Source organism: Streptomyces sp. ICBB 8177, from assembly GCF_003144095.1.
GTDB lineage: Bacteria > Actinomycetota > Actinomycetes > Streptomycetales > Streptomycetaceae > Streptantibioticus_D.
Genome location: NZ_NSKH01000018.1, coordinates 712,240 through 733,596 on the forward strand (window position 1 = coordinate 712,240; position 21,357 = coordinate 733,596).

A 21,357-nucleotide genomic window follows, 5' to 3' on the forward strand; every position below is an offset into this window, starting at 1 on the left:
GCCGGTCAGCGCCGATCAATGACGGTGCGCAGCTTGCCGCTGGTCGCGGTGCGCTCGAACGCGTCGGTGGCCGCCGTCACCACCTCGAACGCCAGCAGCCCCTCCGCCTCGGCCGCCGCCAGCTCCTCCACGTCACCGGTGAACGCCTCCCGCGCGGCGGACGGATCCGGCGCGTACCGCTCGTCGAGGCGCACCGTCAGGCGCTCGCGGCCGGCGTCCGCGTCCAGCAGCAGCTGCACCTCGCCGTGGTAGCCGAGCCGCTCCTGCGCCGCCCTCACGAACCGCCGGTAGTTGAAGAAGTACGTGCCGACGCGCACCACGTCGCCGTAGCGCCCGAGCAGTTCCAGACGCGGGGTGTGGCTGCCGCAGGCGCACCGGCCCGCGATCTCGCGGCCCAGGTCGCCGATCTCGTACCGCTCCAGGCGCTGGCCGGAGCGCGCGCGTGAGGTGAACACCAGCCTGCCCGGCTCGCCTGCCGGCACCGGGCGGTCCTCGTGGCGGTCGAGGACCTCCAGCGTGTGCAGATCGGTCAGCACGTGGTGGACACTGCCCTCGGCCGCCTCGCACTGGTAGCCGAGCGGGCCGAGGTCGGTGCTGCCGTAGGCGGCCGAGCGGATCACCTCGACGCCGAACTCCTCGGTCAGCACCCGGCGCTGCTCGGCGGTGAAGTGCTCGCCGCCGTAGAACACCTTGCGCACCCCGCCGTACGCCCGCAGCCGCTCGCCCTCGGCGTGGAAGAGCTGCCACAGGTAGGAGGGCATGCCGAAGACGGTGTCCGCCCGGTACGCCACCAGCGCCTCGGCCACCACGGCGTGGTCGGGCCCGGCGGCCATCGGGATCTGCGTCGCGTTCAGCCGCTCCAGGATGGAGAAGAAGCTGATGAAGCTGCCGTACATCCCGCCGCAGAAGAACAGGTTGGCGGCCCGGTCGCGGGCGGGGTCGAACCCGGCGGCTACCAGCCCGAGCGCCGCCGCCCGCATCTGGTTGTCGTAGTCGTCGCAAGTGAAGACCGACAGCGCGGGCGCCCCCGTGGTGCCGCCGCTGCGGAAGTACAGGTGGGCCTGCTCGGCGTCGAGCGTCTCCAGCGCCCGCTGCACACCTGCCTTGCCCAGCAGCGGCCCGGACGGCGCCGGGGGCAGCACCGGCGGTGCCACCAGGTCGTCCAGGCAGGCCACCGCGCGGAACGCCGGGTCCTCGACGCGCACGCTCACCCGGCGGCTGTAGCGCTGCAACGCGTAGACGCCGTCGTGCGGTTCGCCCGCGTAGCCGTCGAGCATCCCGCCGACCGGCGTCACCCGGGTGACGCCCGCGGCGAACACCGCGCGGCTCAGCTCGGCCACGTCCGCCCGTCCGCCGCCGATCGCCGCCGTCTGCAGATAGCGGCGCATCGGCCGCAGCGTGCTCGTGACCGCGTGCCGGGGCAGCGGCTTGACCAGGACGCTGCGGTGCAGCGGCGAGGCGGCGGGGGCGGGCCGGACGTCGGCCAGCACCCGCCAGGAGCCGTCCTCGGCGGCGATCACCCTCGTCAGGCCCACGTGGCCCTCCAGCCGGGCCACCAGCTCGGTGGCCGTCACCTCGGCGCGCGCGGCGGGGTCGGCGGGCGGCGCGGGACGCGCGTCGGAGACCTTCGCCAGGCGCTCGGCGAAGCGGTCGGCGAACGCGAACACCTCCGCGTCCTGCTCGGTGTCGAGGTAGACGATCTGTGGGCTGGAGCACGCCTGCTGCTCGAGGCGGCAGACGTCCTCGGCGAGCGCGTCCAGCACCGCGTCGTCGGCCGCCGCGTCCCGGGTCAGGTAGGCGAAGGAGATCCGGTGGCCCCACTCGACGACCCGGCACCCGGGTGGCGCCAGGCGGGTGATCGCGGCCACCGCGTCGTCGCCGCCCCACACGGCCACCGCGTCCGCGTGCTCGCACAGCGCCCGCAGCCACTCCTCGCGCGAGGACGGGAAGCGCAACGCGATCACCCGTTCGGCGATAAGGCCGGATGGGTCGGCGGCGCCGAGCGCGGCCAGCAGGTCCACGGCGAGCGCGGTGTCGGAGCCGCTGGTCTTGAGCACGTTGACGTTCCCGGCCAGCAGGCCCTCGACCACGCTCAGCGGGGCCACCGCGGCGGCGTTGCCGGGCGCGATGTGAACGAGCAGGCCGACCGGCGCCCACGCCTCGTAGACCGTCTGCCGGGCGTCCGGCCGGGTCAGCCGCTCCGGCCGCGGGCCGCCCAGCTCGCGGCGCAGCTTGCGCTCCAGCACGGGCCGGGCCAGGGCCGCCGCCAGCTCACCGAGCGTCATGGCGTCGTCGGCGGGCAGGTGCGCCGCCAGCCGGACGCGCAGCGGATCGGCCGGATCGGCGAGCGCCGTGGCGATCGTCTCGCAGGCGCCGAGCACGACGTCGGTGGGCAGCGGCCGGGGAGACACCCGCCCGGCCAGGTCCGCGAGGCGGGCGAGCCGCCGTCCGGCCTCCTCGTCGTCGACGAACTCGCCCTGCCACAGGTGGAGTCGGGAAGTGGTCACGACAGTCCCTTCAGAAGTTCGGCGGCGGCCACCGCGCAACTGCGGTTCCGGCTCACCCCGGCCCGGCCGTGCACGGTGAACCAGTCGGTCTCCAGCGGACACGGGCACTCGGCGCCCGGGTGCAGCGAGGCCAGGTCGCCCATCACAACGCTGTGCGCCGGGACGGACGTGATGTACGGGCTGATCAGATGGAGGAAGCCGGGCTCCCCGTAGGGCAGCGGGCGCAGCGTCGCGGTGTCGCGGATCGCCGCCCGCGACCACACCGGCACGTGCAGCCGGTGGTGCGCGCACTCGACGTAGGGCACGCAGTGCTCGACCGAGCCGAAGGTGTCGCGGATCCGCTCGCCCGGGACGCCGAGGCGTTCGGTGACCTCGGCGTAGAACTCCTCCTTGCCGATGCGCCGGTCGGCGTGGCCCTTCCAGCCGCCGCCCAGCACCACCAGGGACCCTTCCGGCAGCCGCAGCGGCGGCAGGCCCACGGCCCGCATCCGCTCCAGGGTGAAGTGCAGGAACGCCGGGAAGCCCAGGATGCGCACCGGCACGTTCTGTTCGGCGTACCGCTGGAGCGCGGCGACGCAGCCGTGCACGTCGAACTCGTGGCCCGCCCCGGTGTGCCGCAGCGCGTGCGTGGTGTGCCGGGCGGGGGCGAAGTCGCACAGGTAGTTGTCGGTGAACGAGGTGCCCAGCCGCACCGACGGCGCCGGTTCGTAGCTGTAGAGCAGGTAGTTGACCGGCTGCCCGGGGGTGATCCAGCCGTAGTGGTCGAAGACGCGGGCGACCATGCGCTGCGCCGAGCGGATGGTCCACTCGTCGAAGAACATCTGCGACTTCTGGCCGGTCGTCCCGGAGGAGGTCAGGTGCAGGAACACCTCCTCGCTCGGGATGGAGAGCACCTCGTGGCGCTTGAAGAAGTTGGCGTGCACCAGCGGCGCGCGCACGTGCGGGCCCGGACCCGGCACGGGTTCCTCCTCGGCCGGGTCCGCCAGCAGCGAGCGGAAGAACCGGGAGCGCTCGGCGTGCCAGGAGTTCGCCTCGGCCATCGCCGCGGCGAACAGCGTGTCCACCGCGGGACCGGTCGCGTACGGCGACGGAAGGTCGCACAGCCGCTGGACCTGGCCGAGCGCCGCCGGGTCGGGGACCGTGACGGGAGCGAGATGGGGGTTCATCGGGACACCTCGTGAAGGGGCAGGTAGGTGGCCGTCCACGCGGCCAGGTAGGCGCTCAGGTACGGCTGGAGCAAGGGGCTGACGGCCGCGGAGCGGAAGTCGATCTGACGGCTGGTCCTGGACAGCACGACGTAGTCGTGGAACCGGTCGCCGATCCGGCGCATGGCGGGGTAGAGCGCGCTGGGCACGAAGCCGGAGGCGAGGAAGACCTCCAGGGCCTCGGTGTCGGCCAGCGGCAGCAGCGTCTCGACGTAGTCCGCGCCGGCCCGGGTGACCGCGGACATCAGCGCCTCCAGCGCGCCGCTGACCGCCGCCGGGCGCGGGTGCACCGCGACCAGCGCGCAACTGGCCGCCACCGGGTCGAGGTCGGCGTACGCCTCGAAGCCGCCGTCGTGCGCGACCAGCACCGCGTTCGGCGCGTGCAGCGGGAAGAAGCGGTCGCCCGCGTCGGGGAAGCGCTCCAGGAAGCGGCGGCGCACGAACGCGGGGGCCGCGACCAGCTCGATCGGCTCGGCGCCCGGCACCGCGCGGGTCCGGCCGCGCGCCGCGACCCGTGCCACGTCCGCGTAGTCGATGCCGACGCCGAGGGCGGCCGCGTCCAGCAGCGCGGCGAGCCGTTCCGGCACGCGTTCCACCGCCGCCCGCCGCTCCAGCACGCCGTCGGCGTACCGGGCGAACAGCGCGAGGCTCTCGCAGCCCTCCACCTCGACGGCGTTGGGCATCAGGCCCAGCGGCCGGAATCCGTTGCGCACGACGACGTGCTGCGGGCCCTCGGTGACGACGCGGACGGTGGCGTAGACCGAGTCCAGGCGGCCGGTGGCGAACGCGTCCGCGCAGACGGCCGCCGTCAGCCGGGAGGCCAGCCCGCCCTCGCGGTGACCGGGGTGCACGGCGAGTCCGACCAGCTTGCCGATGCGGCTGCCGGGCTCGGTCTGCACCACGGCCGAGGCGATCAGTTCACCCGTCCCGGCGGTGCGGGCGGTCAGCCAGTGGGCGTGGCCGCCGGTCATCAGCCGGCGCATGACCGCGGGGTCGCTGCCGAGCGGCACCGGGTAGCCGTGGCCGTAGACGTCGAAGTACAACTGGCGCAGCGCGGCGACGTCCTGGACGCCCGCCGGGGACAGGACGGCGGTCACGACGCGTCACCCGCCGCCGCGAGGGACTCCGGGACGGGGCGCGCGGACGCGGCGGGCCCCCGGCCGTCGCGGGTGCGCAGCCCCCACAGCGCCAGCGCGACCGGCACCAGCCCGATGCCCTGCGCCAGGCACAGCACCCGGGCCGACAGGTGGTCGCCGAGCGCGCCGAAGACCAGCGAGGACAGGGGGAAGGTCGCGCCCAGCAGCGCCTGCATGACGGCGAAGAACCCGGGCTTGTCCGCGGCGGGTACCAGGCGCTGGAAGAGCGCCACGAACCGGACGCCGATCACGCCCACGCACCAGCCCACGACCACCAGCGAGCCGAGCGCGGTGGCGTGCCCGGCGGCCAGCCCCGGCAGCGCCAGGGCCGCCGCGGTCAGCGCGAGGCAGCCCGCGCCCACGTCGGTCGGACGGCCGGGCAGGCGCCCGCCGGTGAAGGACCCGACGAGCGTGCCGACGCCGAGCGCGGCTTCGAAGGACGCGACGGTCGACCCGCTGGAGTGCAGGACACTACGCGTGTAGAGCGGCATGACGACGTAGATGGCGGTGGTGAAGACGTTGGCCGCGGCGAAGCAGACCAGGACGTTGCGGATGAACGGGAGACCGGCGAGCACGGCGCGCAGACTCCGGCCCTGCGGGACGGCCTCCCGCGCCCGATCGCCCGGCTCGGCGGATCGCGCCACGGCCGTCGCGGTGCCGTAGGGGAAGCGGGCCGAGGCGACCAGGGCGCAGGCCAGCAGGTACGCGCCCGCGCAGCCGGCGACGACGCCCGGCAGGCCCCGGGCGTCCACGACCAGCGGGCCCAGCAGGCCGCCGGCGAGCCCGGCGAGGGACTGGGTGGACAGCTCGAAGCCGGTCGCCGCCTCGATGTCGGCGTCCTCGACCAGTTCGGGCACGGACGTCGTCAGACAAGGGTCGAAGACCGCCTGGCAACTGGCCAGCGCCAGCGCGGCGGCGTAGGCGGCCGCCATCGGCAGGGACGCGGCGCAGGCCCAGGCCGCGGTGGCCACGGCGACGACCCCCGCGACACCGGCCGCTGTCGACAGCACCGTGCGGTGCGCGTGGCGCGCGACGATACGGGCCACGACCGGGGCGAGGGCGACGGCGGGCAGCGTGCTGACGGTCAGGAACAGGCCGGACTCCAGGCCGCGGTGGCCGCCGCCCGCGAAACCGACCAGCCACCAGACCGCGCCCACCTGGAACATCCGGTTGGCCGCCTGGGTGAGGACCTGGGCGGCCCACACCGCGCCGAAGGAACGGTTGCGCAGCACGACGGGCAGACGGCGCCCCCGGCTCACGGTGCCGGTCACGCGTGCGGCCGTTCGTCGACCACGCGGATCAGCTTGCCCGAGCGCGCGTTGACCGCGAGGTCCTCGTGGCGCACCCACTCCACGGCGAGCGGGTTGACGTGGCCCGCGTCCACCGCAGCCTCGTACAGCGGGCGTTCGGCGAGCACCGCCTTGATCACGAGATCGGTCAGCTCGCCGCCCGCGCGCGCCGGTTCGTGGGACGCCAGACGCAGCACGAGCCCGTCCCTGCCGTCTTCGCGGCGCACCACCAGCTGGAGCGCGGTCACCACGCCGGCCGCGTCCACCGCCGTCACGATGTCGTGCACGTCCTGGGTGTAGAGCGAGACCGGCCCGACCCGCACGCCCTCCTCGGCGCGGCCGAGGATGCGGAAGACGCCTGCGGCCCGGTCGACCCATTCGGCCCGGTCGCCCGCCGGATAGCGCAACACCGGCATCAGGCGCCTGCGCAGGTCGGTGACGACCAGCCGCCCGGCCACCCCCTCCCCCTCGACAGGCCGATCCGCCTCGTCGTGGAGGATCTCGACGACGGTGTGCGGGGTGAACGCGCGGTGCACCCGGGGATCGTCCCCCGGCACCGCCTCGCCGAGCAGACCCGCGTCGACGCTCGCGTACCCCAGGGAGCGGGCCACGGCGTTGGGGAACGCGGCCTGAAGCAGCGGGAGTTGGTCGCCGAAGAGGCACTCGCCGCCGAAGAACAGCAGCTCGACGTGGGGCATGGAGCGGCCCGCCGCGGTCAGCCGCGCCGCCAGGGCGCACAGCGTGGTGGGCGTGCCCGCCACCACCTGGACCGCGAATTCCTCCAGTGTGGCGGCTGTCGACTCGAAAGGCGCGGCCCCGCCGATCGGCAGTCGCACATTCGCGACGGGGGAGCGGTGCAGGGAGTCCAGAATGAAGCTGAAACTGGCGTAGAGGTCACCCGCGTAGAACAGATCGGCGACCCGGTGACCCGGCCTGAGGCCGGCCGCGACGAGTCCGGAACCGAAAGCCGTGGTGAACTCACGCCATTCCGTTCGGGTGTAGTAGGAGAATTTCGGCGACCCGGTCGTACCGCCGCTCCTGAACACCACCGCCTCGTCGAGCGGCGCGGTCAGCAGCCTGTTGTGGCGGGGTGAGTTCGCCCGCCAGAAATCGGCTTGCGGGACCACCGGGAGTTCGGCGACGTGGGCCACCTCGTCCGGGAGATGCGCGTAAAGCTCCTGATAGAAGGGCGAGTTGCGGCGCGCGAAGCGTATCAGCTCCGCGAATGACTGAACGGGCATCAATTCCTGCTCGACTGCGTGCTCGGCGAACCGCTGGTAACCCAAAGGTGACTGCGGCGCGACGGAAGGTGTCGTTCACTCCGATACGGCGGAGGAAACCTGGCACTGGGTGCGATGACTCGCTGGGAGTGGCCCCGGGAAGCCGGGGCGTCCGAGCGGAAATGATATCTCATCATTCGGGACGCGCTTGCGCCAACTTGCCGACCGGGTAACGGGATTCGTTGAAGGATGGACGAAACGGCGGAGTTCGCGCTGGTGGCGGCCGGAAGGGGAGACGGGCGTCACATTTGACGGGCAATCGGTCGCATAAGGAATCGTTGAGCATCCTGCAACAAGCCTTTATGGGCCGCGTTTCCTTCGGATGGCCGGTCGGCTCCTCGGCTCCGTGCAGGGGGAGGCTTCGGGCCGCGCGCGGCCGGCGTCGCCCCGGGGCCCCGACGCGGACGCGATGGGCCGAAACCCGCCTGGCGCGGGCGTACGGGTGCGGACATGGTGGTGGGGTCGGTGCTCGTCCGCACCGACCCCACCACCATGTCGATCGCCCTGGGGCGATCCTTTGCGTAGGACTACCGCTGCACGGCGTCCTTGCCCTTCTCCTTCGCCTGACGCAGATCGCCCTTGGCGCGCTCCGCCTCGCCCTCTGCGGTCATCCTCTCGTTGCCGACCGTGCGGCCCGCCGCTTCCTTGGCGGCGCCCTTCATCTGCTCGGCCTTGGCCTTCGCCTTCTGCTCGGCACTCATGTGCGTCACGCCTCCTTCGAGCGGGCTGTGCGTTGACGTCGGATCGCCTCACCGCTTCCGGTCGGCGTAAACCACGTCGCCCATGGCGTGCATCAACGGGGACTTCCGGGTGCGTCCGGCGGCCGAGTGGGGTAGTGGGATGGGATGACAATCGAAGCCGCGGACGAGCGGGAGGTGCCGGAGGACCGGCACCTTCGTCGTCATCTTGGGTTCTGGCACCTCACGGCTGTCGCGTTCGGCGGCGTGATCGGATCGGGCTGGCTCCTCAGCCCGATGCACGCCGCGGCCACCGCGGGGCCCGCCTCGATGATCACCTGGGTGGTCGGCGGGCTGGCCCTGGTACTGATCGCCCTGGTCATGGTGGAGATGGGCGCCACCATGCCGGAGGCGGGCGGCCTGGTGCGGTGGCCGCTCTACACCTCCGGGCGGCTGGTCGCCAGCCTGGTGGGCTGGGGTATCTGGGTGGCCTACGCGACCAATCCGCCGAGCGAGTCGGCGGCCATGCTCCAGTACATGAGCAAATACGTCCCCGGGCTGTTCTCCGGGGGACGCCTCACCCCGCTCGGGGTGATCCTCGGACTCGCGTTCATGGCCGTCTTCGTGGCCATCAACTGGTTCGGGGTGCGGTTGTTCGCCCACGTCAACCTGGCGGTGACGATCGCGAAGTTCGCCGTCCCGGCGATCACCGTGGTCGCCCTGCTCGCCTCCGGATTCCAGTCGCACAACCTCAGCTCCCACGGGGGCTTCGCCCCCTACGGCTACGCGGCGCCGCTCTCGGCCATCGCGACCGCGGGCATCATCTACGCCTACACCGGCTTCCAGGGCCCCATCGACCTGGCCGCCGAGGCCCGTGATCCGCGCCGGGACATCCCGCGGGCCGTCATCACCGCGCTGGTGCTGTCGATGCTGGTCTACCTCGGGCTGCAACTGGCGTTCATCGGCGCCGTGCCGGGGGCCGACCTGCTGCACGGCTGGCACGGCATCGACTTCGACTCGCCCTTCGCCCAGCTGGCCACCGCGCTCAACCTGACCTGGCTGTCCTGGGTGCTCTACGGCGACGCCATCGCCTCCCCGGGCGGCTCGGCGATGGTCTTCACCGCCGAGACCAGCCGCGAGGTGTACGCGCTCGGCAAGAACCGGCTGCTGCCGGAGTGGGTCGCCCACGTGCACCGCGGCTCCGGCGTGCCGCGCCGGGCCCTGGTGGTCAACTACCTGGTCGGCGTCGCGTTCCTGCTGCCGTTCGGCAACTGGCAGTCCATCGTCGCCGCCACCAGCGTGCTGGGCCTGTTCGCCTACTCCCTGACCGTCGTCGCCGAGGCCTCGGTCCGGCACGCCGACCCCGAACGGATGGCCAACTGGGTACGCGGGACCCGGCTGATCGCCCCGGTCAGCTTCGCCATCGCCACGTTGATCTTCTACTGGGCGGGCTGGCACGAGCTGAGGATCGCACTGCCGGTGCTGCTGGTCTCCGTCGTGCTCTACGCGTACCAGCAGATCCGGCACGACCAGGATCCGGCCGACCTGGTCAACGGAGTGTGGCTGGTGGGCTACCTGCTGGCCCTCGGGGTCTTCTCCGCCGTCGGGACCTTCGACGGGCAGGGCTGGCTGCCCGCGCCCTGGGACTCGGTGGCGGTCGCCGCGATGAGCCTGGTGGCCTACGTGTCCGGCATCCGCTGTGCCGCACGCCACCTGGCCGCCCACCCGCTGCCCCGGCGATGGCGCCCGCTGGACGACGAGGAGCCCGCGCCCGCCTGAGACCCGCGAACGTCCACCCCCCGGGCCCCCGGGCCCCCGGCCGCCTGAAGCCCGTCAGGCGGCCGGGGGCCCGGGCACGCGGGTGACGGCGAGCAGCGCCATGTCGTCGTCGCGCGGCCCGCCGGTCCAGCGCCGCACCCCTGAGAGCACCGCGTCCAGCGCGTCGCCGGGGGAGCGGAACGGGCCGGCGCCGGCCAGCTCGGTCATCGGGTCGTAGAAGACGCCAGCCCCGTTCCTGGCCTCCGTGACCCCGTCGGTCACCAGCAGCAGCGTGTCGCCGACCGCCACCGGCCAGCAGTCCGGGGCGGGCCGCGCGACGCCCAGGACGCTCATCCCCAACGGCAGTCCCGGGTCCGCCGACTCCAGCGCCTTCAGGCCCCCGTCGCCGAACAGGTACGCCGCGGGGTGGCCGCAGTCCAGCAGGCGCAGGGTGTCGCCGCGTGGGCTGAACTCGCCGAGCAGCGCGGTGACGAACCCCTCGAGGCCCACCTCGTCCCGCTCCCGCCCGACCAGCTCACGCAGCAGCGACTGCTCCAGCCGGTCGGCCAGGGTGACCAGGTCGGGCGCGCGGTCGGCGTTCTCCCGGAACGCGCCCAGCAGCACCGAGACCGCCCGGACCGCCCCCAGCCCCTTGCCGCGTACGTCCGCGATCAGCAGCCGGGGCCCGTACCTGCTGGGCTGCACGGCATAGGCGTCGCCGCCGATCAGGGCCTCGGTCTGGGCCGCCTGGTAGCAGGCCGCCACCGCCAGCGGGCCGACCCGGGCCGGTGGTGCCGGCAGGACCGCGGCCTGCGCCGCCTCGGCGACGGACCGCACGACCGCGAGCCGGTGGCCGTGCCGGGCGATGATCAGGTTGACGGCGACCCCCACCAGGGCCGCGAAGACGGTGTTGGCCAGCTCCAGCGAGCCGGAGGTGTGGCCCACGTAGCCGTCCCTGGCGATCAGGGCGATGATCCCCAGCGTGATCACGGTGCCGACCAGCACCGTGTACCGCAGCGAGGTCAGCGCCCCGGCCACCACGCACGCCGCCGCGACCATGCCGTCCCCCCAGTACTCGCTCGGCGACAGGGCGTTCCACACCAGTCCGCCCGCGGCCAGCGCGGCCGGAACGAATCCCACGTACCGCGGCCATCGTCCGGGGAAGGTTGCCATAGGCGCGGGTCCCGTTCGCGGCGTCGAGGACTGGTCGGCGGGAGGACTTGTGGATGATTGGGCGAAACATGCTGTTTCGCCCGTCAATTCTAGTCGTCGCCCCCGGCCCCCGCGCTCGCGGATGCGGAAGCCGCTGGGTGCGGTGATGCTGGGACGTGGGGGACCTAGGCGAAGGAGGCTTTCCCATGTCCATGCTGGACAAGCTCAAGAACATGCTGAAGGGCCACGAGTCGCAGGTGGACAAGGGCGTCGAGAAGGGCGGCGACATGGTGGACGACAAGACCGGGCGCAAGTACAGCGACCAGGTCGACACGGCGCAGGACCGCCTCAAGAACGAGTTCGGCGACGACAGCGGGAACCAGCGCTGAGCGAGCCGCACACCACCGGACCCCCTCACGCTCTCCGCTGACCCGCGGGCAGGACGACGCCCGGCGCCGCACCGCGCCGGGCGTCGGCTCGTCCCGCGCGCGGACCGGGCGCCGGTTCCTTTCCGCCCTGGGGTTACTAACATCAGGCTGATAAGCCTATTGTTAGTACCTATGGGTGAAGGAACGGAAGCGACAGACGACGCCGCTCGGGCGGCCAACGGGCTGCGGCTCGCGGTCGGCCGCATCGCGCGGCGCCTGCGTCAGCAGCACGCCGTGGGTGACCTGGCACTCTCCGAGGTCTCGGTGCTCTCGCGGCTCAGCCAGGACGGCCCGGAGTCCCCGAGCGTGCTGGCCGAGCTGGAACGGGTGCGCCCGCAGGCCATGGCCAACACGCTCGCGGTGCTGGAGGAACGCGGCCTGGTGCGGCGGCGCCCGGACACCGCGGACGGCCGCCGGGTCGTGCTGACCGCCACCGAGGAAGCGGAGCGCGTGCTGCTCGACCGCCGCTCGGAGAGCGTCCAGCGCCTGACCACGGTGCTGCGGGAGGACTTCGACGAGGACGAACGCGGCCGCCTGCTCGCCCTGCTGCCGCTGCTGGAGAGGCTGGCTGAGCGACTGTGAAGGCCACCGACCGCCCCAATGACGCCACCGCCGGCGGCGACCGCTACAAGTGGGTCGCCCTGTCCAACACCACCCTCGGCGTCCTGATCTTCACGGTGGACTCCTCCATCGTGATCATCTCGCTGCCCGCGATCTTCCGCGGCATCGGCCTGGACCCGCTGGCCCCCGGCAACATCGGCTACCTGCTGTGGATGATCCTCGGCTACCTGCTGGTCTCCGCCGTGCTGGTGGTCGTCCTCGGCAGACTCGGCGACATGTTCGGCCGGGTCAGGATGTACAACCTGGGCTTCGCGATCTTCGCCTGCGCCTCACTGGCGCTGTCCCTGGACCCGTTCAAGGGCGGCAGCGGCGCGCTGTGGCTGATCGGCTGGCGCGTCGTGCAGGCCTTCGGCGGCTCGATGCTCACCGCCAACTCGGCCGCCATCCTCACCGACGCGTTCCCCGCGAGACAACGCGGCCTGGCTCTCGGCATCAACCAGATCACCGCGCTGGCCGGACAGTTCCTCGGCCTGCTGGCGGGCGGCCTGCTCGCCGCGATCGACTGGCGCGCGGTGTTCTGGGTGAGCGTGCCCATCGGCGTGGTCGGCACGATCTGGTCGTACCGCAGCCTGCGCGAGACGGGCAGCCGCAAGCCCGGACGCATCGACTGGGTGGGCAACCTGACCTTCACCGCCGGCGCCGGCCTGCTGCTCGCGGCGATCACCTACGGCATCCAGCCGTATGGCGGCGCGCCGACCGGCTGGGGCAGTCCGAAGGTGCTGGGCGGGCTGTTCGGCGGCATCGCGTTGCTGGTCGTCTTCTGCTTCGTGGAGACCCGCGTCAAGGAGCCGATGTTCCGGCTCGCTCTCTTTCGCAACCGGGCGTTCGCGGCGGGCAACCTCGCCGCGCTGCTGACCGCCATCGCCCGCGGTGGCCTGCAGTTCATGCTGATCATCTGGTTGCAGGGCATCTGGCTGCCGCTGCACGGCTACAACTTCGAGGACACCCCGCTGTGGGCGGGCATCTTCATGCTGCCGCTCACCGCGGGCTTCCTGATCGCCGGCCCCACTTCCGGCTACCTGTCGGACCGCTTCGGCGCCCGGTTGTTCTCGACCACCGGGCTGGTGCTGGTGGCGTTGTCGTTCGGCGGGCTGCTGATGCTGCCGGTGGACTTCAACTACTTCGCCTTCGCCGGTCTGCTGCTGCTCAGCGGCATCGGGCAGGGGATGTTCTCCGCGCCCAACACCTCCGCGATCATGGGCAGTGTGGCGCCGGAGCAGCGCGGTGTGGCGTCCGGGATGCGCTCCACCTTCCAGAACTCCGGTACGGCGCTGTCCATCGGCGTGTTCTTCTCGCTGATGATCTCCGGTCTCGCGTCCAAGCTGCCGCACACCCTGACCAGCGGGCTGATGGCTCAGGGCGTGCCCGCGGGCACCGCCCACCAGGTGGCGTCACTGCCTCCGGTGAGCACGTTGTTCGCCACCTTCCTGGGCAACAACCCGATCGCCCACCTGCTGGAGCCCAGCGGCGTGCTGCACAAGGTCACGACCGCCCAGGCCAACACCCTGACCGGGCACGAGTTCTTCCCCCGGCTGGTGTCCGGGCCGTTCCACCACGGGCTGGTGACGGTCTTCTCGGTGGCCGCGCTGATGGCCGTGGTCTCCGCGGTCGCCTCGCTCTCGCGCGGCCGGCACCAGCCCGCGCCGCCGGTGTCCGCGGCCACGACGGGTGAGCGGGAGCGGCCGCAGACGCCGTCGTCCTCCTCGTGACGGCCCGCCCCGCGTGATCGCCCGCCCGGCGCTGCCGGGTCCCTACCCGCGCAGCGCCGAGCGGGCCGCCGCGACCGCCTGCGCCGCGTAACCGCCGCCGAACAGGACGGTGTGCACCAGCAGCGGGAACAACTGGTGCAGCGCCACGCGCCCGCGCCAGCCGTCGTCCAGCGGGTCCGCCCGGTCGTAGGCGTCCAGCACGCGCTCCAGGTGCGGGCAGCCGAAGAGCCGCAGCATCGCCAGATCGGTTTCCCGGTGACCGCCGTGCGCGGCAGGGTCGATCAGCCGGACGTGGCCGTCGGCGCCCCACAGCACGTTGCCGTTCCACAGGTCGCCGTGGAGCCGCGCGGGCGGCCGGTCAGGACCGGCCAGCTCCGGCAGGCGGTCGCAGACCCGCTCGACCACAGCGGCGTCGCCGGTGCTCAGCGCGCCCTGGTCCACGGCGTCGCGCAGGTACGGCAGCACGCGGTACTCGGCGTACCACCGGGGCCAGCTCTGGCCCGTGCGGTTGGCCATCGGGGCCCGCCCGATCCACGCGTCGGCCGGACCGCCCGGAGGCGGCGCGCCGAACGCGGGAGCTCCCGCGGCGTGCAGCGCGGCCAGCCCCCGCCCGAACTCCTCGGCCGCCTCGGGCGTCGCGGCCGCGGTCTCCACCCGGTCCACGACCAGCCAGTCGTCGTCCGCACCGCGCACCTCGGGGAGCCGTACGGCGCCCGCCCGGGCCAGCCAGCGCAGCCCCGCCGCCTCCGCGCGGGCCGAACGGGGGTCGCTCCCGCGTTTGACCACCACCGTGCCCACGCCGTCCAGCGTCACCTCCGCCGGCCCGGATCCGCCGTGCGCGGACAGGCTCCGGCTCACGCGGCGGCTGGTCAGCCGGGCGGCCACGTCGGCGGGATCCTCAGCGCCGCCGGTCATGCCGGAAGCCGGACGCGTACCCAGGCCAGCAGGCCGGGCATCGCCGCCTCGATCATCGCCAGCACGTCGTCGAAGCCGTCCGCGCCGCCGTAGTACGGATCGGGCACGTCGAGATCACCGCCCGCCCCAGGATCGAACGACCGCAGCAGGCGCACCCGGCCGCGGTCGCCTACCCTGCGCAGCAGCGCCTCCTCGTGGCCGCGGTCCATGGCCACCAGCAGATCCGCGTCCAGGTGCTCCGGGCCGAACTGCGCCGCGACGTGACCGGTGGGGTAGCCGTTGCGGTCCAGCACCTCGGCGGAGCGCACGTCCATGGGCTCGCCGACGTGCCACGGGCCGATGCCGCAGCTGCTGACCCGCACCTCACCGGCGAGACCGGCCTCGCGCAGCCGCTCGCCGAAGACCACGGCGGCGCTGGGGGAGCGGCAGATGTTCCCGCTGCACACGAACGACACATGCACGCGGCCCAGGGTATCGGCCGTCCCGGTCACCGCGGGTCCTCGCCGTCCGCGTGCTCCCCCGGCCAGTCCAGCAGGAGGCGCCGGTGACGGGGGAGGGCGGCGACGATCAGGTCGTAGGAGTCCTCGATCATCTCCTCGACCATGCGGTCGGGCAGCGAGCCGTCGAGCGTCACGGTGTTCCAGTGCCTCTTGTTGAGGTGGTAGCCGCCCACGATGCACGGGTGCTCGGCGCGCAGACGGAGGGCGAGTTCGGGCTCGCACTTGAGGCTCACCGAGAGCGGCGTGACGGGCAGCGCGCTGAGCGCGAAGATCTTGCCCCCGACCTTGTAGACGGCCACGTCGGGGTTGCGGGGGAACGGGTACTCCTCCACGGCGCCGTTCAACGCGAGGCAGGCGGCCCTGAGCTCGTCCGGGGTCATGCCCACAGTCTGCGCGATCACCACCCCACCGTGCCACCGATCACCGTCCGACGGCGCCCATCCGCCCGGCGGTGACCGAACAGGGCGGGCGGCGAGGCGAGTTGGGGTGCGCGTCAGCCGCGGACCGCAGTCGCCCACTGGGGGGTGTCCATCACCGGGAGTTTGCGCAACGCCCTTGCCGGCAGGCTCAGTTCACGCATCAGGTCCGGCGGCGGGACGGCGATGACGGGGCACGTCGCGTGCGCCAGCACGTAACGGCTGACCGAGCGGTGCACCAGGCGGCGCAGCCTGCCCCGCCGGCCGGTGCCCACGACCAGGACGTCGTCGTGCTGATCGGCGAGCTGGACGAGCGCGGGGCCCGCCGCGTACTGCACCGGCAGCGGGTGGACGTCCACGTCGGACGGGTAGCCGCCGAAGGCCTGCTCGAACGCGGTGTCCAGGCGGCGGCGGGCCTCCTGCTCCCAGCGGGAGCGCAGCTGCGGGACGGGGTGGCTGCGGTAGGCCCGCTCGCCGCCGGGCGGCATCCACGCGAGGACCGGCACCAGCAGCGCGTCCGTGCGGCGCGCCTCGGCGACCGCCCGTCGCAGCGCCGCCAGGCTCGCGGGTGACTCACTCACACCGACGATGACTCGCTTGCCCCCGGCCATGACTATCCGTCCCCTTCCAAAGAACGACTACGCAACCTCTTGAACTTTCGATTCATGGGAAGAATATCATCTGGATAGGTTGATTCTTAGGTCAGTTGGGGTGACTTTCCATACAATCCCCGGCAACGCGCAGGTGGCGACAGGCTGCGCGCGGTCACCCGGGGGCGGGCCCGGGACGGGTGGGCCGGCGAGCGCCCCGGCTCCGGAGGCTCCGGCGGCACCTCGGGGCGCCTGAGCGGCGGCAGGATCGGCCCGCCGTCCCAACTGGCCCCGGTCTACGGCAGGATGACGCCCATGGGTCGTACTACCGTTCTCCCCGCCGGCACCGTGCCGCGCCGCCTCGGCCGGCTCAGCGAGACCGAACACCGGGTCTGGCGCGCCTTCCCCCGCGGCGAGCTGGTCGACCTGCGCACCGGCGACCCGGAGGCGGACGACCCCGAGCGGGCCGACGTCTGGACCGCCGACCGCACGGTGCGGGCCGAGGTCATCGCCGCCCTGCTGCTCGGCGCCTGCTCCGCCTCGGCGGGCGCGGTCGCGGCGGTCCGTGTCGCGGGCGCCCGCGTCACCGGGGAGCTGCGCGTCGACCACGGGCGTGTCTCCTCCCTGCTCCAGCTGCGGCAGTGCCGCTTCGACGCGGCGGTCGACCTGGAGGGCGCCGTCACCGAGTCGGTCGACCTCAGCGGATCACGGCTGCTGCGCCTGAGCGCGTACGGCGCCCACATACGCGGCACGCTCGATCTGCGGGACACCGTGGTGGCCGGGCCCGGGCGCTCGGTCCACGCGGACGGCCTGCGGGTCGACGGCAGCCTGTTCGCCTCCCGGACCCGGGTCGCCGGCTCGTTCTGCCTGATCAACGCGCAGATCACCGGCCAGGTCACCCTCGCCGACGCGGTCATCGGCCACGCCAACACCAGTGGCAAGTCGCTCAACGCGGGCGGCATGCACGTCGGCCGCAGCCTGCTGGCCCAACGGCTGCGCACCCACGGCGAGTTGCGGCTGCCCGGCGCGCGCATCGGCAGCTCGCTGCTGCTGGCGGGGGCCACCCTCGACGGCCTCGGTGACACGGCGCTGTACGGCGACGCGCTGACGGTGGCCGGTGACACGCGCCTGTGGCCCGACGGCTCACGCGACGGCCGCCCGTTCAGCGCACGGGGGCAGATCAGAGTGCCGGGGGCGAAGTTCGGCAACGGCCTCGACCTCAGCGGCGCCCACCTGGAACCCGCGCCGGGTCGCGCCGTCGCGCTGCACGCCATGCGCATGACCGTCGACAGCGCGCTCAAGCTCGGCGACGGATTCCGGGCCGACGGTGAGGTCCACCTGACCGGATCGAGGATCACCGGTCACCTCGACCTCGTCGGCATGGCGAGTCCCGACGCGTACCTGAGCGTGTACTCGGTCACCGTCGACGGCGGCATCCGGGACGAGCCCGGCTGCTGGCCGAAGCGTCTCAACCTCGACGGCCTGAAGTACGGGCCGTTCTCCGACTACCGCGACGCGCGGGAACGCCTGGACCTGATCAGGCGTCAGGTCACGCGCTCCGACTCCACGGTCACCGGCGGCTTCCGGGCCCAGCCCTACGAGCAACTCGCCGCGTACTACCGTTCGTTGGGCATCGACGGCGAGGCCAGGACCGTCCTGCTGGCCAAGCAGCGCGCCCAGCGCGCCCGGCTGCCCTGGTGGCGCCGGGTCCCCGGCCACCTGCTCGACGTGCTGGTCGGCTACGGGTACCGGCCACTGCGCGCGATCGGCTGGGCGGCCGTGCTGCTGGTGGCCGGCAGTGCCTACTTCGACCAGGTCCGCCCGCAGCACGTGGCCACCGACGACACCTCCTCGTTCAACCCCGTGCTCTACACGGCCGACCACCTGATCCCGGTGATCCGCTTCGGCGAGCCGGACGTCTGGCAGTACCACGGCGTCCCTGAAGCGGTCACGGTGGTGCTCACGGTGCTCGGCTGGACCCTGGGCATCGCGATCGCGGCGGCCGCCTCCCGCACCCTCACCCGCAACTGACCCCGCCGGAAGCCACGCAATCCCGTTCGTGTCGTGAGGCAGGCGATCGGGGCCGGCTGGGATGCATGCGCCCGTCCGGGGTACCCGTCACGCCGAGGCAGCGCGTGGGCCGCGGTGAGGCGCGCGCGACGAACGGGATCGCGGAGGTGGTGACATGGCCGGACGGGACGCTTCCCGGGCCGTGCTGTTCGACGTGGACGGCACACTGATGGACACCGTCCACCTCCACACCGTCGCCTGGTGGGAGGCGCTGCGGCAGAACGGGCACACCGTGCCGATGGCCGCGATCCACCGTGCCATCGGCATGGGCAGCGACCACCTGCTGGAGCACCTGCTCGGGTCCGGCCGCGACACCTCGCGCGACGACGACATCAGCGGCGCCCACGGCGTGCTCTACGCGCAGTACTGGTCCCGGCTCGCTCCGCTCGACGGCGCGTCCGACCTGCTGCGCGCCTGCTCCGACCGGGGCTGGACGGTGGTGCTGGCGAGTTCGGCGAAACCGGCGGAGTTCCAGGTCATGCGGGACGCGCTGGACGCGGACGACGTCATCGACGCGGTGACCAAGTCCGACGACGTGGAGGCCAGCAAGCCCGCCCCCGACCTGGTCGAGCGGGCCTTGGAACGCGCGGGAGTGCCCGGCCGCCACGCGGTCTTCGTCGGCGACGCGGTGTGGGACGCGCAAGCCGCGGGACGGGCCGGGGTGCGCAGCGTCGGCGTGCTGTCCGGCGGCTTCCCGCGGCAGGACCTGCTGGACGCGGGCGCGGAAGAGGTCTACGACGGACCGCGCGACCTGCTGGCGCACCTCGACGACAGCCTGCTGGGAAAGCCGTCCGCACTGGGCGGCTGACGAGCGGGCGGTACGGGACCAGGTGCCCCGGCGGCATCGGGTGCCCTGCCGGCGGCGTCGGCCGCCTCACCCGCCGCCGAGCAGCCCCCCGATCAGGTGGACGACGGCCCCCACGCCGTTCACCACACCGTCCACGGCCGTGGTGAGGACACCACCGCCGCCCGAGCCCTTCCCGCCTCCGCCTCCGCCCCCGCTCGTGGGCGCCGGTCCCGGCGTCGTGGGACTGGAGGACGGTGCGGTTCCGCCGGGGTCCGTCGGCAGGGCCGTAGGACTCGGCCGGCCGGATCCGGTCCCTGGGCCCGATGCCGTGGCGCCCCCGCCTCCGGATCCCGGCCCGCTCGCGGTGCCCGGCGACGTGACGCCCCCGGTCGCGAGGGGCGCGGACGAGGCCAGCGCGAGCCGGGGCGCCACGGCGTCCTGCGTGGCGGTGCCGCTCGGCACCGTCCGCCCGGCCCCCGCCGCGGCGGAGCCCGACGGCGTCGCCACGGCGGCCGGGGCGAGCGACCGCAGCGGCACCCGGTACGGCTCCGGCGCCGCCTGCGCGCCGGTCGGGCCGTCGACCACCGCGGTCACCCCGGTCGCGATGGCGGTCGCCACCCCCATGGCGGCGGCCGCCTTCACCATCGTCGATCGCGTGCACAACTCGCCCACCGGCCGCCGGTGTCTGCCCATCGGCGTCACCACTCCGTTCGCTGTCTGGATGGTTGGAGTCACGCTGCGCAGCGAGAGGGCTCACGGTATCCATGACAGCGCTGGATCGGGACAGTTCCCCGGGAAGGCCCACGCGGTGCGGGCGCGAACGGTAGACTTCCCCGTTCGACCGATGGCCGTGTGGCTTCCCGTTCAAGGGACATGACGCCCCGTCAGTCTGGTCGCGGCCCTACGATCTCACCCGCCGCGCGCACGGTGATGGCCTGCGCCGGGCACACGTCGGCGGCGTCCAGCACGCTCTCGTCCGGTGCCGTCTCGTCCGCCACCGGCCGCGCGTGCACACCGTCCAGCGTCAGCGCGTCCGGCGCGATGGCGGCGCACATGCCCGATCCCATGCAGCGGGTGCGGTCGACCCGTACCTCCCAGCTCACCGGCCTCACCACGCCACCGGCATGAACCGCGGGCCGCGGACCAGCATCTCGGACTTCCACACCACGTCCCCCGCCGTGCGCAGCCCCGGCATCCGGCCGATGAGGGCGGCGAGCGCCTCCTGGAGTTCCAGCCGGGCCAGCGGGGCGCCGAGGCAGTGGTGGACCCCGTGACCGAAACCGAGGTGCTGGTTCGTCTCGCGGGTGATGTCCAGCGTGCCGGGCGCGGTGAAGCGCAGCGCGTCGCGGTTGGCGGCGCCGGTCGCCACCAGGACCGGGCTTCCGGCGCGTACCAGCGTGCCGCCGACCTCGATGTCCTCGGTGGCGTACCGCGGCTGCGCGGCGCCGCTGCCCAGCGGCACGAAGCGCAGCAACTCCTCGACGGCGGCCGGGATCAGCGTGGGGTCCTCGCGCAGCGCGGCGAGCTGGTCGGGGTGGTCGAGCAGGGTGAGGACGAAGTTGGGGATCTGGGTCGCCGTCGTCTCGTGCCCGGCGACCAGGATGCCGACGCACAGGTCGACCAGTTCGAGTTCGCTGAGTCGGTCGCCGTTGTCGCGGGCGTCGATCAACGCCGTCATCAGGTCGTCGCGCGGCTCGTCGCGGTGGAGGTCGATCAACTTGCGCATGTAGGCGCGCAGTTCCTCGCGGTTGGCCTCGAACTCCGCGGCGGTCAGCGAACTCGTCGAGAGGGCGGCGTCGCTCCACACCCGGAACTGCGGGCGGTCCTCGGCGGGCACCCCCAGCATCCGGCAGATCACGGCGACGGGCAGCGGCAGCGCGAAGCGGTCCACCAGGTCGGCGGGCGGACCGGCCGCCTCCATCTCGTCCAGCAGCTCCGCGCACAACTGCCGTACCTGCGGCCGCAGTTTCTCCGCCTGGTGCACGGTGAAGGCCTTGGCCACCAGCGACCGCAGCCGGGTGTGGTCCGGCGGGTCCATGCTCAGGATGCCGCTGCCGAGTCTGCCCTCGGACTGCCGGGGCTCGTCGTGGTCGGCGCCGGCGGCCCGGCTGAAGCGGCGGTCGCGCAGGACGAGCCGGGCGTCCTCGTAGCGGGTGACGAGCCACGCGGGCTCGCCGTAGGGGAGCTGGACGCGTAACAGGCCCGGTTGTCCCTGTGCCTTCTCGTACGCGTCCGAAAGGGCCAGTCCTTCCGCGGAGTTGAAGGGGTACGCCAGTGCGGTGTCGTTCACGGTCACCGTTTCCTCCGGTGGGAATCC

General features: G+C 73.2%; 20 protein-coding genes. 6 read left to right on the forward strand and 14 right to left on the reverse strand.

The window, feature by feature from the left end; translation table 11 throughout:
- Positions 1 to 5: 5 nt before the first annotated feature.
- The 6 genes from CK485_RS30070 to CK485_RS11540 form a co-directional block, all read right to left on the reverse strand.
- The gene (locus tag CK485_RS30070; RefSeq protein WP_275124609.1) at positions 6 to 2,507 is read right to left on the reverse strand and encodes an acyl-CoA reductase; all 2,502 of its coding nucleotides are present in this window, start codon (positions 2,505 to 2,507) and stop codon (positions 6 to 8) included.
- Positions 2,504 to 3,673 (reverse strand): acyl-protein synthase, encoded by a 1,170-nt coding sequence (locus tag CK485_RS11525; RefSeq protein WP_109449647.1) that lies wholly within the window; start codon positions 3,671 to 3,673, stop codon positions 2,504 to 2,506. The genes CK485_RS30070 and CK485_RS11525 overlap by 4 nt, the downstream gene beginning before the upstream one ends.
- On the reverse strand, positions 3,670 to 4,809 hold the full coding sequence (locus CK485_RS11530) for a GNAT family N-acetyltransferase (protein ID WP_109449649.1): 1,140 nt from the start codon (positions 4,807 to 4,809) through the stop codon (positions 3,670 to 3,672). The genes CK485_RS11525 and CK485_RS11530 overlap by 4 nt, the downstream gene beginning before the upstream one ends.
- Positions 4,806 to 6,119 carry an MFS transporter gene (locus tag CK485_RS11535; RefSeq protein ID WP_241968289.1) on the reverse strand — a complete coding sequence of 438 codons (1,314 nt, stop codon included), beginning with the start codon at positions 6,117 to 6,119 and terminating at the stop codon, positions 4,806 to 4,808. Before CK485_RS11535 ends, CK485_RS11530 begins: the two co-directional genes overlap by 4 nt.
- Positions 6,116 to 7,378 carry a phenylacetate--CoA ligase family protein gene (locus tag CK485_RS29570; protein ID WP_241968290.1) on the reverse strand — a complete coding sequence of 421 codons (1,263 nt, stop codon included), beginning with the start codon at positions 7,376 to 7,378 and terminating at the stop codon, positions 6,116 to 6,118. Before CK485_RS29570 ends, CK485_RS11535 begins: the two co-directional genes overlap by 4 nt.
- A gap of 566 nt (positions 7,379 to 7,944) precedes the next feature.
- The gene (locus CK485_RS11540; protein WP_109449653.1) at positions 7,945 to 8,118 is read right to left on the reverse strand and encodes a CsbD family protein; all 174 of its coding nucleotides are present in this window, start codon (positions 8,116 to 8,118) and stop codon (positions 7,945 to 7,947) included.
- A 144-nt stretch (positions 8,119 to 8,262) separates the two neighbouring features.
- Between CK485_RS11540 and CK485_RS11545 the strand changes: the two genes are divergently transcribed.
- Positions 8,263 to 9,873, forward strand: a complete 1,611-nt coding sequence (locus tag CK485_RS11545) for an APC family permease (protein ID WP_109449655.1) — start codon at positions 8,263 to 8,265, stop codon at positions 9,871 to 9,873.
- A gap of 54 nt (positions 9,874 to 9,927) precedes the next feature.
- Here the strand turns inward: CK485_RS11545 and CK485_RS11550 are convergent, their stop codons facing one another.
- On the reverse strand, positions 9,928 to 10,992 hold the full coding sequence (locus tag CK485_RS11550) for a PP2C family protein-serine/threonine phosphatase (RefSeq protein ID WP_241968291.1): 1,065 nt from the start codon (positions 10,990 to 10,992) through the stop codon (positions 9,928 to 9,930).
- A 218-nt stretch (positions 10,993 to 11,210) separates the two neighbouring features.
- Between CK485_RS11550 and CK485_RS11555 the strand changes: the two genes are divergently transcribed.
- From CK485_RS11555 to CK485_RS11565, 3 genes are all read left to right on the forward strand, one after another.
- Positions 11,211 to 11,393 (forward strand): antitoxin, encoded by a 183-nt coding sequence (locus tag CK485_RS11555; RefSeq protein WP_109449658.1) that lies wholly within the window; start codon positions 11,211 to 11,213, stop codon positions 11,391 to 11,393.
- A 171-nt stretch (positions 11,394 to 11,564) separates the two neighbouring features.
- The gene (locus CK485_RS11560) at positions 11,565 to 12,014 is read left to right on the forward strand and encodes a MarR family transcriptional regulator (RefSeq protein ID WP_109449660.1); all 450 of its coding nucleotides are present in this window, start codon (positions 11,565 to 11,567) and stop codon (positions 12,012 to 12,014) included.
- Positions 12,011 to 13,762 (forward strand): MFS transporter, encoded by a 1,752-nt coding sequence (locus CK485_RS11565; protein ID WP_109449662.1) that lies wholly within the window; start codon positions 12,011 to 12,013, stop codon positions 13,760 to 13,762. Before CK485_RS11560 ends, CK485_RS11565 begins: the two co-directional genes overlap by 4 nt.
- 42 nt (positions 13,763 to 13,804) lie before the next feature.
- Here CK485_RS11565 and CK485_RS11570 read toward each other — a convergent pair whose 3' ends face one another.
- From CK485_RS11570 to CK485_RS11585, 4 genes are all read right to left on the reverse strand, one after another.
- Complete coding sequence (locus CK485_RS11570) at positions 13,805 to 14,677, reverse strand: fructosamine kinase family protein (protein WP_199239316.1); 873 nt, start codon at positions 14,675 to 14,677, stop codon at positions 13,805 to 13,807.
- Positions 14,674 to 15,138: a low molecular weight protein-tyrosine-phosphatase gene (locus CK485_RS11575; protein WP_109452829.1), complete on the reverse strand. Its 465-nt coding sequence runs from the start codon at positions 15,136 to 15,138 to the stop codon at positions 14,674 to 14,676. The genes CK485_RS11570 and CK485_RS11575 overlap by 4 nt, the downstream gene beginning before the upstream one ends.
- A gap of 26 nt (positions 15,139 to 15,164) precedes the next feature.
- On the reverse strand, positions 15,165 to 15,557 hold the full coding sequence (locus tag CK485_RS11580; RefSeq protein WP_109452831.1) for an MmcQ/YjbR family DNA-binding protein: 393 nt from the start codon (positions 15,555 to 15,557) through the stop codon (positions 15,165 to 15,167).
- 113 nt (positions 15,558 to 15,670) lie between these two features.
- A complete protein-coding gene (locus CK485_RS11585) occupies positions 15,671 to 16,204 on the reverse strand; it encodes a universal stress protein (protein ID WP_109449664.1) in 534 nt (177 codons plus the stop codon).
- Between the two features lie 294 nt (positions 16,205 to 16,498).
- Here CK485_RS11585 and CK485_RS11590 point away from each other — a divergent pair, with 294 nt between their 5' ends.
- Both CK485_RS11590 and CK485_RS11595 read left to right on the forward strand, forming a co-directional pair.
- Positions 16,499 to 18,214, forward strand: a complete 1,716-nt coding sequence (locus CK485_RS11590; RefSeq protein ID WP_109449666.1) for a hypothetical protein — start codon at positions 16,499 to 16,501, stop codon at positions 18,212 to 18,214.
- 154 nt (positions 18,215 to 18,368) lie between these two features.
- Positions 18,369 to 19,061, forward strand: coding sequence for an HAD family hydrolase (locus CK485_RS11595; RefSeq protein ID WP_109449668.1), 693 nt, complete (start codon positions 18,369 to 18,371; stop codon positions 19,059 to 19,061).
- A 66-nt stretch (positions 19,062 to 19,127) separates the two neighbouring features.
- Here CK485_RS11595 and CK485_RS11600 read toward each other — a convergent pair whose 3' ends face one another.
- The 3 genes from CK485_RS11600 to CK485_RS11610 all read right to left on the reverse strand — a co-directional run bounded on the left by CK485_RS11600 (position 19,128) and on the right by CK485_RS11610 (position 21,336).
- The gene (locus CK485_RS11600; RefSeq protein WP_146214522.1) at positions 19,128 to 19,733 is read right to left on the reverse strand and encodes a hypothetical protein; all 606 of its coding nucleotides are present in this window, start codon (positions 19,731 to 19,733) and stop codon (positions 19,128 to 19,130) included.
- A 191-nt stretch (positions 19,734 to 19,924) separates the two neighbouring features.
- The gene (locus CK485_RS11605; protein ID WP_109449672.1) at positions 19,925 to 20,143 is read right to left on the reverse strand and encodes a ferredoxin; all 219 of its coding nucleotides are present in this window, start codon (positions 20,141 to 20,143) and stop codon (positions 19,925 to 19,927) included.
- 5 nt (positions 20,144 to 20,148) lie between these two features.
- The gene (locus CK485_RS11610) at positions 20,149 to 21,336 is read right to left on the reverse strand and encodes a cytochrome P450 (protein ID WP_241968293.1); all 1,188 of its coding nucleotides are present in this window, start codon (positions 21,334 to 21,336) and stop codon (positions 20,149 to 20,151) included.
- Positions 21,337 to 21,357: the final 21 nt, after the last annotated feature.